The sequence below is a fragment of the Brachybacterium sillae genome, from assembly GCF_025028335.1.
GTDB classification, from domain to species: domain Bacteria; phylum Actinomycetota; class Actinomycetes; order Actinomycetales; family Dermabacteraceae; genus Brachybacterium; species Brachybacterium sillae.
The window spans coordinates 709357-721382 of the sequence record NZ_JAFEUW010000001.1 but is presented as its reverse complement, the minus strand read 5'-3'; the positions used below and the strand labels follow the sequence as shown (position 1 = coordinate 721382).

Below are 12026 nucleotides of genomic sequence, written 5' to 3'. Positions count from 1 at the left end.
GAGGGGTGTCTCCTCAGGACGATGACGGACGGTGGCCGGTCGAGGACATCAGCCCCGGCAGACCGCCAGGGCGGAGTTCGGGTCGAGGCACGGATCGAAGGTGAAGATCACCAGGGTGCCCAGGGCGATGGTGATCGCCACGGCCAGCAGCAGCAGGGTCTTGAGCACCAGACGGGTGGTGGGGCGGTGGGCGTAGTCGTCGATGATCGTGCGCACACCGTTGCCGCCGTGGAGCAGGCCGAGCCACAGCATGAGCAGGTCCCACACCTGCCAGAAGGGGCTGGACCACTTGCCGGCCACGAACGCGAAGTCGATGCCCTTGACGCCCTCGCCGAGGACGAGGTTCACCAGCAGGTGGCCGAACACGAGGATCACGAGCAGCACACCGGACAGCCGCATGAACAGCCAGGCGAGCATCTCCGTGTTGACGCCGCCGCGGCCGGTGCGGCGGTAGCGGGTGCTCGGCTCGGGGATGGAGGTGGTCGTCATCGTCAGTGGCCTCCGCCGGAGAACATGTGGATCAGGTGGACGGGCACGAATCCGAGCATCAGCACCACCCACAGGGCGATGACGCCCCAGAAGAGCTGACGCTGGTAGCGGGCGCCGGCGGGCAGGAAGTCCACCAGGATCACGCGCAGGCCGTTGAGGGCGTGGAAGAGGATCGCGGCGACGAGGCCCATCTCGCCCAGGCCGAACACCACCGTCTTGTAGTGGCCGATCACTTCGTTGTACGCCTCAGCGGAGACCCGCACGAGCGCCGTGTCCAGCACGTGCACGAGCAGGAAGAGGAAGATGAGCATGCCGGACACGCGGTGCGCGACCCAGGACCACATGCCCTCGCGTCCGCGGTAGAGCGTCCCGGACTGGGCTGATGCCACGAAAGCCTCCCGGTGAGACGGATCGATGATTCGGTCGGGTCGCGCCGGGGTGTGCAGCGGCGCACAGTCCTCCGGGCGGCGCGGTCAGGCTACCACCGCGGGTGGCTGTGCGCCCGGTGGCGCCCCGCACCACCTGCGCCCGGATCGCTCTTTAGGGTGGCGCCATGTCGGATTCCGCCGCTGCGCCCGCCCCTGCGCCCGCCCGTTCCTCCCATGACGCCCCCGAGCCCATCGCTCCCTTCGTCCCGGTGATCCCGGCCGGGGGATCCGGGACGCGTCTGTGGCCGCTGTCGCGGCGCGATCACCCCAAGTTCCTCCTGGACCTCACCGGCAGCGGCCGCTCGCTGCTGCAGGCGACCGTCGACCGGCTGGCCCCACTGTCCGATCGCCCTCCGCTGGTGGTCACCGGCAGGGCCCACGCCCCGGCCGTCCGCGCGCAGGTGGGGGAGAGCGCCCGGGTCCTCGCCGAGCCGTCGCCGCGCAACTCTATGCCCGCGATCGCCCTGGCCGCCGCCGTCGCCCACGCTGCCGACCCCGACGCCGTCATCGGGTCCTTCGCGGCGGACCACCTCATCGCCCCCCAGGAACGCTTCGAGCAGGCGGTCACGGCCGCCCGCCGCGCCGCGGAGCTCGGGTACCTGGTCACCCTCGGCATCGAACCGACGCATCCGGCCACCGGGTTCGGATACATCGAGAGCGGTCAGCCCCGGGATCAGGAGGCGACCGACGCCCTGCGAGCCGCCGGGGCGGAACCCGTCGTCCGCTTCGTGGAGAAGCCGGACCGCGCCACCGCTGAGGAGTTCCTCGCCACCGGCCGGTTCCGCTGGAACGGCGGCATGTTCGTGGTGCGCGCCAGCGTGCTGCTGGACGCCCTGGTCGAGCAGATCCCGCCGATGGAGCACGGGGTGCGGCGCATCGCCGAAGCCCTCGGCACCCCACAGGAGCAGGAGGTGCTCGACGAGGTCTGGCCCACCCTGACCTCCATCGCGATCGACCACGCCCTGGCGGAGCCGCTCGCGGCGCAGGGGCGGGTGGCGACGGTCCCGGCCGACTTCGACTGGGACGATGTGGGCGACTTCGCCGCCCTCGGCCGCCAGCTGCGGGAGGCCCGCGCCGCCCGCGTCGGCACCGACGCCGCGCCCGGCCGGGCCGACGGCGACGTGATCTCCCTCGGCGATGCTGAGATCGAAGCGGTCGGCTCCCGCGCCACGGTGTACGGTTCCACGGGTCGCCTCGTGGCCCTGGTGGGACTCGACGGGGTGAGCGTCGTCGACACCGACGACGTGCTGCTGGTGCTGGCCGACGATGCCGCGCAGTCCCTCTCCGGGCTCGTCGGCGGCCTGGAGGATCACGGCCGCGGCTCCCTGCGCTGACGGGCCGCGCCGCGACGAACCCGCGCCGGGAGGACCCCGCCGCCGGGTGGGAGACCCGCGCCGCGGGTGAGGAAAGGACGGTACCGCCGTGGAGGACGCGCGCAGCCTGTTGGGCGAGTCGGGGCTGCTCCGACAGGTGCTCGCCGAGCACCGTGACGATCTCATCGCCGTGCGGCGCCACATCCACGCCCATCCGGAGCTCAGCCACCAGGAGCACGCGACGACCGCGTACATCGCCGAGCGCCTCGAATCTCTCGGGCTCACGCCCCGGCTGATGCCCGGTACCGGTCTGATCTGTGACATCCCCGGGACCGATCTGGAGCTCGCGCCGGTGGCCCTGCGCGCGGACATCGACGCCCTCGGCATCCAGGAGGAGCACGATGTCCCCTTCCGCTCCCGGCGGGACGGGATCTCCCACTCCTGTGGGCACGATGTGCACATGGCCTGCGTGGTCGGCGCCGGGACCGCCCTGGTGGAGGCCTCCCGTCGGGGCCTGCTGCGCCGCTCCGCGCGGCTGGTGTTCCAGCCGGCCGAGGAGAAGCACCCCTCCGGCGCGCCCCGGATGATCGCCGAGGGCGCCGTCGACGATGTCGACTCGATCTTCGCGCTGCACTGCGACCCGGGGGTCGACGTCGGCCATCTCGGCTTGAAACCCGGCCCCATCACCTCCGCCACCGACCCGGTGCGCATCGAACTCACCGGGGAGGGCGGCCACACCTCCCGCCCGCACCAGACCCAGGACCTCGTCTACGCCCTCGGCGTCATCGCCACCCAGTTGCCCGCGGCACTGACCCGGCGGATGGACCCCCGTTCGGGTGTGAACCTCACCTGGGGAGTGGTGCACGCCGGCAGTGCCTTCAACGCGATCCCCTCCCACGGTGTGCTCGAGGGGACCCTGCGCTGTCTGGACCACCACGCCTGGGACCGGGCGGAGGAGCTCCTGGAGGAGATCCTCATGGAACTGGCCCGCGCCTGGGGCGTGCACGCCACCGTGCAGCACGACCGCGGCGTGCCTCCGGTCTCGAACGACCCGGCCAGCGTGCGCCTGCTGGAATCGGCGGTGACCAGCGCCTACGGTCGCGATCACATCGACCCGGCGGCGCAGTCGCTGGGCGGCGAGGATTTCGCCTGGTACCTGGAGAAGGTGCCCGGTGCTCTCGCCCGGCTGGGCACCCGGGTGCCCGGTGGCCGCACCTACGACCTGCACATGGGTGATCTGTGGATCGATGAGCGGGCGATCGAGGTCGGTGCGACCGTGCTGTCGTCCGTGGTGGTGCACCGGGATCTGCACGAGGCGTCGCGCTCCGCCTGAGCGCTCCCGGCCGATGAGACCGAGCCCACGTAACGGTTCGGTGACCATCGGGACCGCCGATACGTCGGCGCGCCCGACGCGGGCTAGGGTTTGGGGACGAACCCTGCGGTGGCACACCGTGGTGCCGCGCCCCGGAACCCTCGACTGGAGGCCCTCCCCATGAAGTCCCTGCGTTCCCTCGCCGTCCTCGGCGTCGCCTCGCTCACCCTCGCCGCCTGTGGCGCCGCCCCGGACACCGCCGGTGGGGGCCAGGGCGGCAGCGACGGCGGACAGGCCGGCTCCGACTACAAGGCCTGCATGGTCTCCGACTCCGGCGGCTGGGACGACAAGTCCTTCAACGAGACCTCCAAGGCGGGTCTCGACGCCGCGGTGGAGAAGCTCGGCATCCAGTCCCAGGCGGCGGAGTCCGCGGGCGATTCCGAGTTCGGCCCGAACATCGACAACCTGGTCGCGGGCAACTGCAACCTGATCTTCACCGTCGGCTTCCTGCTGGCCCCCGCCACCGGCGAGAAGGCCCAGGCGAACCCCGACGTCAACTTCGCCATCATCGACTCCACCGCCCAGGATGCCGATGGCAACCCGATCGAGCTCGACAACGTCAAGCCGATCTCCTTCGACACCGCCCAGGCCGCGTACCTCGCCGGCTATGTCGCCGCCGGCAGCTCGAAGACCGGGAAGGTCGCCACCTACGGCGGCATCAACATCCCGACCGTGACGATCTTCATGGACGGCTTCGCCGACGGTGTCGCGAAGTACAACGAGGTGCACGGCGCGAACGTGCAGCTGCTCGGGTGGAACAAGGACACCCAGCAGGGCTCCTTCGTGGGCAACTTCGAGGACCAGACCAAGGGCAAGTCCCTCTCCGACACCTTCTACGACCAGGGCGCCGACATCGTGATGCCGGTGGCCGGCCCGGTCGGCGCGGGCACCCTGGCCTCCGCCAAGGAGGGTGAGGGCCGCATGGTGGTGTGGGTCGACGCCGACGGCTACGAGACCAACGCCTCCGACCCGGACGCGCAGAAGGTCATCCTCACCTCCGTGATGAAGGAGATGGACAAGGCGGTGGAGGACGTCACCACCCAGGCCGCCGACGGCTCCTTCGACAACACCCCGTACGTGGGCACCCTGGAGAACGGCGGCGTGGGCATCGCCCCGTACCATGACCTGGACGCCCAGGTGCCGGCCGAGCTGAAGAGCGAGGTCGACCAGCTGAAGCAGGACATCATCGACGGCAAGATCACCGTCGAGTCGACGGCGTCGCCGACCGCCTGACGGTCGCGCCGACCCGGCGGCGGACCACCGCACGACGCACGGCCCCCGTCGACGACGGGGGCCGTGCCGCGCCCCAGCAAGGAGCACAGCACGTGAAGCTCGAACTGCGAGGGATCACGAAGAGGTTCGGGTCCTTCACCGCGAACGACGCCATCGACCTGGTCGTCGAGCCGGGGGAGATCCACTCCCTCCTCGGCGAGAACGGCGCGGGCAAATCCACCCTCATGAACGTGCTGTACGGGCTGTATGCGCCCGACGCCGGTCAGATCCTGCTCGACGGCCGCGAGGTCAGTTTCTCCGGGCCGGGGGATGCCATGGCCGCGGGCATCGGCATGGTGCACCAGCACTTCATGCTGGTGCCGGTGTTCACCGTGGCGGAGAACGTGGTGCTCGGTCACGAGCCCACCTCCGGTGGGCTGCTAGACCTGCGCGCCGCCCGCCGCACCGTGCGCGAGATCTCCGACCGCTTCGGTTTCGACATCGACCCCGACGCCCGCGTCGAGGATCTCCCCGTGGGCGCCCAGCAGCGCGTGGAGATCATCAAGGCCCTCTCGCGTCGCGCCGAGATCCTGGTGCTCGACGAGCCCACGGCCGTGCTCACCCCGCATGAGACCGATGAGCTCATGGGCATCATGCGGCAGCTGCGCGACGAGGGCACCTCCATCGTCTTCATCACCCACAAGCTGCGAGAGGTGAAGGCCGTCGCCGACCGCATCACGGTGATCCGCCGCGGCCGCGTCGTCGGCACCGCCGACCCGTCGGCCGACCAGACGGAGCTCGCGAGCCTGATGGTCGGCCGCGCGGTGTCCCTCGACCTGGACAAGGCCCCGGCCTCGCCCGGGGAGGTCGCCCTCGCCGTGCGCGGACTGTCGGTCGTCGACGACGACGGCGTTGTCACCCTTGATGACGTCTCCTTCGACGTCCACGAGGGGGAGGTGCTCGGCATCGCGGGCGTCCAGGGCAACGGTCAGACCGAACTCACCGAGGCGCTGTTGGGGTTGCAGAAGGGCACCACCGGCTCCGCCCGTCTGCGCGGGCAGGAGCTCGTCGGCCGCTCCACCAAGCGGATCCTCGACGCCGGCGTCGGTTTCGTCCCCGAGGACCGCACCCATGACGCCCTGGTGCCGGACTTCTCCATCGCCGAGAACCTGGTGCTCGACCAGCACGACCGTGCCCCCTACGGCTCCCGCCTGGCCCTGCGCCTGGGCCGGATCGCCCGCAGCGCCCGCGAGAAGATCGCCGAGTTCGATGTCCGCACCGAATCCGCCGACGCGCACGTCTCGACCCTCTCCGGCGGCAACCAGCAGAAGGTCGTCATGGCCCGTGCCCTGGACCGCCGTCTGTCCCTGTTCATCGCCTCGCAGCCGACGCGCGGAGTGGACGTCGGCTCCATCGAGTTCCTGCACCGGCGAATCATCGCCGAGCGCGATGCCGGCACGCCCGTGGTGATCGTCTCCACGGAACTCGACGAGGTGGCCCAGTTGGCCGACCGCATCGCCGTGATGTACCGCGGTCGGATCCTCGGCATCGTCCCCGGGGACGAGGACCGCGACGTCCTCGGCCTGATGATGGCCGGGTACACCGCCGAGGCCGCCCGCGAGGCCGTCGCCGCGGGCGCCCGCACCACCGACTCCCAGCTCGCCGACGAAGGAGAGATCGCATGAGCGGCCCCGGCTCCGCCGAGCGCACCGAGAGCGAGCGCACCAGCAGCGTGAACGCCGCCCTGGCACGGATCGCCCGGGACATCGGGCGCGCCGACCTGCCGGTGGTGCTGCTGGCGCTGCTGTTCGCCTTCCTCATCGGATCGGTGCTGATCCTCATCGCCGACACCGACGTCCGCGCCGCCGCGGCGTACTTCTTCGCCCGCCCCGGGGACACCTTCTCCGCGATGGGCACGGCGATCGTCGAGGCCTACACCGCCATGTTCCGCGGTGCGATCCTCGACCCCTGGGCGAACTCCCCGCAGCGCATGATCAAGCCGCTCACCGAGACCCTCACGGTCGCGACGCCGCTGATCATCGCCGCCGCGGGCATGGCCGTCGCCTTCCGCGCCGGGCTGTTCAACATCGGCGGCACCGGGCAGCTGATCGTCGGCGCGATGGTCGCCGGGTTCGTGGGCTTCACCTGGCAGCTGCCGGTGGTGGTGCACCTGCTGGTGGCGATGGTCGCCGGGATCATCGGCGGCGCCCTGTGGGGCGGTCTCGCCGGGTTCCTCAAGGCACGTTTCGGCGCCAACGAGGTGATCTCCACGATCATGCTCAACTGGATCGCGCTGTACGGCCTGCAGTATCTGCTGACCACCACCGCCTTCAACGGAGGCCGCCCGCAGCCGACGTCGCTGGCCGTCAAGGAGACCGCGCGGCTTCCGCTGCTGCTGGGCCCGCAGTTCCGGCTGCATCTGGGCCTGCTCGTGGCGGTTCTGGCCATCGTGTTCCTGTGGTGGCTCATGTCCCGCTCGACCCTCGGGTTCCGCTTCCGCGCCGTCGGCTCCAACCCCCGGGCCGCCGAGGTCGCGGGTATCGACGTCGGCCGCAGCGCCCTCGGCGTGATGCTCGTCGCGGGTGCCCTCGTGGGTCTCGCCGGCGCCGTGCACGTGCTCGGCACCGAGCAGCGCCTCACCGGCGGTATCGCCGGCAACATCGGTTTCGACGCGATCACCGTGGCTCTGCTGGGTCGCTCGGGACCGGTGGGTATCGTGCTGGCCGGTCTGCTGTTCGCGGCGCTGTCCACCGGCGGCCGTTTCATGGAGACCACTGCCGGTGTGCCGCTGGACCTCGTCCAGGTGGTGCAGGCCCTGGTGGTGCTGTTCATCGCCGCCCCCGGGCTGGTGCGTCAGATGAGTGGCCTCGAGACGCTGCGCCGCCGACGCGATCGCCGCCGCGCGGCCAGCACCCCCGGCACTGACCCCTCCGACCCGGGCACCCCCGGTACCGGATCCCGCGCCGTGGAGAGGACGACGGCATGAGCACCGCCCCCACCCTGGACCTCGCCACCGACGAGGTCGTCGAGAAGAAGGTCACCGGGGGGCGGTTGCGCACCTGGTGGCGCCTCCCTGCGGCTCTGACCGCCCTCGGCCTGCTGGCCCTGACCGTGTTCGGGCTCCTGGCCCGCTCCGGCCAGCAGACCGGGTACCGGATCGTCCAGGAGGGTGGCTGGGACCTCGGCGTGCTGCCGGCGTCGATCAGCCTTCCCGCACGGGCCACCGCCATCGTGCTGTCGCTGCTGGCCCTGGCGATCGCCGCCGCCGTCTGGGCGTTGCAGGCCCGCCGCGGCACGCCCCCGCGCCGGCTGCGCGCCGCGCTGGTCGTGGTTTTCGGGGTGCTGTGGGTCCTGGCGTTCCTCACCTGGGCTGTGGCGGGCGCCGCCCTCGACCTCGCCTCGCTGCTGCAGGTCACGATGATCCTCGCCGTGCCCCTCGCCTTCGGTGCGCTCTCGGGTGTGCTGTCGGAGCGCGCCGGCGTGGTGAACATCGCGATCGAAGGTCAGCTGCTGTTCGGCGCGTTCGGCGCCGCCCTGATCGGTTCGCTCACCCACAGCGTGTGGCTGGGTCTGCTCGCGGCGCCGCTGATGGCCCTCATCATGGGTGCCCTGCTGGCGCTGTTCGCCATCGGGCACCAGGTGCAGCAGATCATCGTCGGTGTGGTGCTGAACGTCCTCGCCGTCGGGCTCACCAGCTTCTTCTTCGGCACCGTCATGAAGCAGAACCCGCAGCTGTTCAACACCCCGATGCGTCTGCCGGTGATCCGCATCCCCGGCCTGGCGGACCTGCCGCTGATCGGCCGGGTGCTGTTCGAACAGAACATCCTGGTGTACCTGATGTGGATCATCGTGGCCGTGCTCACCGTGGCGCTGTTCCGCACCCGCTGGGGCCTGCGCGTGCGCGCCGTCGGCGAGCATCCCCGCGCCGCCGACACCATGGGCATCGCCGTGAACCGGACCCGGTGGAAGAACGTGCTGCTGGGGGCTGCCGTGGCGGGCCTCGGCGGTGCCATCCTCACCCTCGGCACCGGTGTGGCGTTCGCCGACAATATGTCCGCCGGCAAGGGGTACATCGCGCTGGCCGCCATGATCCTCGGCCGCTACCACCCGGTGGGGGCGCTCGCCGCGGCCCTCACCTTCGCCTTCGCCGATGCGCTGCAGCTGCGGCTGGGCACCCTGCCGCAGGGAACGATCGGAGGGGCCATCCCCAGCGAGTTCCTGCTCATGATCCCGTACGTGGTCACCCTGTTCGCGGTGGCCGGCGTCGTCGGCCGAGTGCGGGTGCCCGCCGCCGACGGCATCCCCTACACCACCCAGTGAGGTGCGGATGAGCCCCGACGATCAGCGCCCCGCCACCACCCCGGTGCCCGCCGAGTTCACTGACCTGCATGCCCTCGCAGTGGAGGCCGCCGCCGCGGCCTACGCCCCGTATTCGCGGTACCGCGTGGGGGCGGCGGGGCTCGTCGACGACGGCCGGTGCGTCTCCGGCTGCAACGTCGAGAACGCCGGGTACGGCGTCACCCTGTGCGCCGAATGCGGCATGGTGAGCGACCTGGTGCGTGGCGGCGGTGGTCGGTTGCGTCGCGCCGTGTGCGTGAACGGCCACGGCCAGGTGATCATGCCCTGCGGCCGCTGCCGCCAGTTGCTGGCCGAGCACGCCGCCGCCGATTTCCTGCTGCTGACGCCGACGGGCCCCGTCCCGCTCGGCGGCTTCCTGCCCCAGGCCTTCGGGCCGTCCGACCTCGAGGAGAACGACCGACGATGACCACCGCCACCCCCTCCGCCGATCGGACCGTCGAGCCCTTCGACGCCGTCGACGTCATCCGCACCAAGCGCGACGGCGGGCGGCTCAGCGACGAGCAGATCGACTGGGTCGTCGACGCCTACACCCGCGGTGTGGTGGCGGAGGAGCAGATGGCGGCCCTCGCGATGGCGATCCTGCTGCGCGGCATGGAGCGGGCGGAGATCTCCCGCTGGACGAACGCGATGATCGCCAGCGGGGAGCGGATGGACTTCTCGGCGCTGCGCCACCCCACCGCGGACAAGCACTCCACCGGAGGAGTCGGCGACAAGATCACCCTTCCGCTCGCACCGCTGGTGGCGGTGTTCGACGTCGCGGTGCCGCAGCTGTCGGGCCGCGGCCTCGGCCACACCGGCGGCACCCTCGACAAGCTGGAGGCCATCCCCGGCTGGCGGGCGTCGCTGACGAACGACGAGATGATGCGGCAGCTCGACGAGGTCGGGGCCGTGATCTGCGCGGCCGGCAGCGGCCTCGCGCCCGCCGACAAGAAGCTGTACGCCCTGCGGGACGTCACCGGAACCGTCGAGGCGATCCCCCTGATCGCCAGTTCCATCATGAGCAAGAAGATCGCGGAGGGCACCGCCTCGCTGGTGCTGGATGTGAAGACCGGCGCCGGGGCGTTCATGCGCGAGGAGTCCGACGCTCGGGAGCTCGCCCGCACCATGGTCGATCTCGGCACCGATGCCGGGGTGCGGACGGTCGCGCTGCTCACCGACATGTCGGCGCCGCTGGGTCGCACCGTCGGCAACGCCCTCGAAGTGCGCGAGAGCGTGGAGGTGCTCGCCGGTGGCGGGCCCGCCGACGTGGTGGAGCTGACAGTGGCCCTGGCCCGCGAGATGCTCACCGCCGCCGGCCGCCCGGATGTCGACGTGGAGGCCGCCCTGCGGGACGGCCGGGCCATGGACGTGTGGCGGCGGATGATCCGCGCGCAGGGAGGCGACCCGGAGGCTCCGCTGCCGCAGGCCGCGCACACCGCGGAGATTCGCGCGGATCGCGCCGGAGTGGTGCGGTCACTGGACGCCTTGAAGGTCGGCGTGGCCGGGTGGCGGCTCGGCGCCGGGCGGTCGCGCCCGGGGGAGAGCGTCCAGGCCGGGGCCGGGGTGGAGATCCTGCGGCACGTCGGGGAGACCGTCGCCGCCGGTGATGTCCTTGCGGTGCTGCACACCGACACCCCGGAGCGGTTCGCCCGGGCCCAGGAGGCCATCGACGGCGCCTGGGATCTGGCTCCGGAGGGCACCGAGCTGCTCCCTCGCCGGATCGTCCGCGACCGTATCGCCTGAGCAGCGGGCCGCGCGGCCTCAGTGCAGGGAGCGGCGCAGCGCCGGCAGGATCCGGTCACGCATCAACGGCGCGATCGGGACTTCCGGCTCGACGTCCACCCGCAGCCAGCGAGCCTCCTCGATCTCCGCCCGGACCTGCACCTGGCGGGGCAGGGAATCCGGCGGGGCCAGCAGCACCGTGGCGTCCACGAGCGTGTCCGGTTCGTTCGCGGCCGGGGCCACGGCGTCCAGCAGCGGCTCCCACCGCTCCGGTTCGACGAGCTCTCCGAGCTCCTCCAGCACTTCGCGGGTGGCCGCTTCCGCTGCGGTCTCGCCGGGCTCGATCTTCCCCCCGACCTGCATGAACGTGGAGGTGTCGCGTTTGCGCACCGACAGCAGCTCCCAGGCTCCGTCGGGTCCCGAGCGCACGAAGCACACCGCGACGATCCTCAGCACCGCGGGGCCGGCCAAGGCGGCGAGCCGGTGCAGGGACCTCTCGCCCTCCCGCAACCGCACAGGGCGCATCCCCGCGGCTCGCCAGTGCAGGATGTCCTGGTGCTGCTCACGCGCGAGCGCCCACCCACGCCGCAGCAGCGTCGGCACGCTCTTGCGCCCCTCCCGCAGGTCCCGCGCCAGGCGCAGCCCGAACACCAGCGGCACCGGCCGGTTCAACACCAGGGCATCGGCCAGCAGGCCGCTCTCTCGCAGGGGTTCCAGCAGTTCCGCCGCGAAGATCCCCTCCGCCACGATCAGGGGGGCGCCGGTCGCGTCGAGCAGGCGCGTGCCCTCGCGGCGGGACCGCGGAATGGAGTACTCGGGGATCTCGGAGTGGCCGTGACGGGCCAGCCGGAGGAGAGCCTCCAGGGCATCCTCTCGGCGCCATGACGCCGGGTCGTCCCAGTCGACGATCCCGAAGCGACGGGGGAGGCCGGGGTCGTCGGCGTCGCGGTAGAACTCATCCAGCGGCACCACTGGCAGCCCCGCCCGTCGGCCCAGCAACCCCTTCCCGGAGCCGGAGGGCCCGGCCAGCAGCACCACCCGGCGCAGGCGGTCACGGCGGTCACCGTGGCGGGCGGCGTCTGCGGCGGATTCAGGGGAGGGGGGCGTGCTCACGCGCACCGAGTCTACGAGGGGCCGAGGTTCCTCCGTCCG

Annotated in this window: 11 protein-coding genes; 8 read left to right on the top strand and 3 right to left on the bottom strand. The window is 71.7% G+C overall.

All coding sequences use genetic code 11. The features are described from left to right. Positions 1-48: 48 nt before the first annotated feature. Positions 49-489, bottom strand: a complete 441-nt coding sequence (gene sdhD / locus JSY14_RS03235; RefSeq protein ID WP_259557330.1) for a succinate dehydrogenase, hydrophobic membrane anchor protein — start codon at positions 487-489, stop codon at positions 49-51. 2 nt (positions 490-491) lie between these two features. After that, positions 492-878: a succinate dehydrogenase, cytochrome b556 subunit gene (gene sdhC / locus JSY14_RS03230; protein WP_259557329.1), complete on the bottom strand. Its 387-nt coding sequence runs from the start codon at positions 876-878 to the stop codon at positions 492-494. A 164-nt stretch (positions 879-1042) separates the two neighbouring features. Between sdhC and JSY14_RS03225 the strand changes: the two genes are divergently transcribed. The 8 genes from JSY14_RS03225 to JSY14_RS03190 all read left to right on the top strand — a co-directional run bounded on the left by JSY14_RS03225 (position 1043) and on the right by JSY14_RS03190 (position 10895). Beyond that, positions 1043-2251, top strand: a complete 1209-nt coding sequence (locus JSY14_RS03225; RefSeq protein WP_259557328.1) for a mannose-1-phosphate guanylyltransferase — start codon at positions 1043-1045, stop codon at positions 2249-2251. A gap of 88 nt (positions 2252-2339) precedes the next feature. After that, positions 2340-3563, top strand: a complete 1224-nt coding sequence (locus JSY14_RS03220) for an amidohydrolase (protein WP_259557327.1) — start codon at positions 2340-2342, stop codon at positions 3561-3563. 159 nt (positions 3564-3722) lie between these two features. Beyond that, positions 3723-4835, top strand: a complete 1113-nt coding sequence (locus JSY14_RS03215; protein WP_259557326.1) for a BMP family lipoprotein — start codon at positions 3723-3725, stop codon at positions 4833-4835. A 92-nt stretch (positions 4836-4927) separates the two neighbouring features. Continuing rightward, on the top strand, positions 4928-6499 hold the full coding sequence (locus JSY14_RS03210) for an ABC transporter ATP-binding protein (protein ID WP_259557325.1): 1572 nt from the start codon (positions 4928-4930) through the stop codon (positions 6497-6499). Next, entirely contained in the window at positions 6496-7800 is a 1305-nt protein-coding gene (locus JSY14_RS03205) for an ABC transporter permease (protein ID WP_259557324.1), read from the top strand. The genes JSY14_RS03210 and JSY14_RS03205 overlap by 4 nt, the downstream gene beginning before the upstream one ends. Continuing rightward, a complete protein-coding gene (locus JSY14_RS03200; RefSeq protein ID WP_259557323.1) occupies positions 7797-9134 on the top strand; it encodes an ABC transporter permease in 1338 nt (445 codons plus the stop codon). The genes JSY14_RS03205 and JSY14_RS03200 overlap by 4 nt, the downstream gene beginning before the upstream one ends. A 7-nt stretch (positions 9135-9141) precedes the next feature. Then, positions 9142-9579: a cytidine deaminase gene (locus tag JSY14_RS03195; protein WP_259557322.1), complete on the top strand. Its 438-nt coding sequence runs from the start codon at positions 9142-9144 to the stop codon at positions 9577-9579. After that, complete coding sequence (locus tag JSY14_RS03190) at positions 9576-10895, top strand: thymidine phosphorylase (protein ID WP_259557321.1); 1320 nt, start codon at positions 9576-9578, stop codon at positions 10893-10895. The genes JSY14_RS03195 and JSY14_RS03190 overlap by 4 nt, the downstream gene beginning before the upstream one ends. Positions 10896-10913: 18 nt before the next feature. On the opposite strand, the gene JSY14_RS03185 is transcribed toward JSY14_RS03190, so the two are convergent. Further along, on the bottom strand, positions 10914-11987 hold the full coding sequence (locus JSY14_RS03185; RefSeq protein WP_259557320.1) for an NUDIX domain-containing protein: 1074 nt from the start codon (positions 11985-11987) through the stop codon (positions 10914-10916). Between the last annotated feature and the right edge of the window lie 39 nt (positions 11988-12026).

What these genes read in the sequence shown, in the direction of transcription:
- sdhD (WP_259557330.1), bottom strand. Translation starts at nt 489, where the DNA reads ATGACGACCACCTCCATCCCCGAGCCGAGCACCCGCTACCGCCGCACC.
- JSY14_RS03225 (WP_259557328.1), top strand. Translation starts at nt 1,043, where the DNA reads ATGTCGGATTCCGCCGCTGCGCCCGCCCCTGCGCCCGCCCGTTCCTCC.
- JSY14_RS03215 (WP_259557326.1), top strand. Translation starts at nt 3,723, where the DNA reads ATGAAGTCCCTGCGTTCCCTCGCCGTCCTCGGCGTCGCCTCGCTCACC.
- JSY14_RS03205 (WP_259557324.1), top strand. Translation starts at nt 6,496, where the DNA reads ATGAGCGGCCCCGGCTCCGCCGAGCGCACCGAGAGCGAGCGCACCAGC.
- JSY14_RS03200 (WP_259557323.1), top strand. Translation starts at nt 7,797, where the DNA reads ATGAGCACCGCCCCCACCCTGGACCTCGCCACCGACGAGGTCGTCGAG.
- JSY14_RS03195 (WP_259557322.1), top strand. Translation starts at nt 9,142, where the DNA reads ATGAGCCCCGACGATCAGCGCCCCGCCACCACCCCGGTGCCCGCCGAG.
- JSY14_RS03190 (WP_259557321.1), top strand. Translation starts at nt 9,576, where the DNA reads ATGACCACCGCCACCCCCTCCGCCGATCGGACCGTCGAGCCCTTCGAC.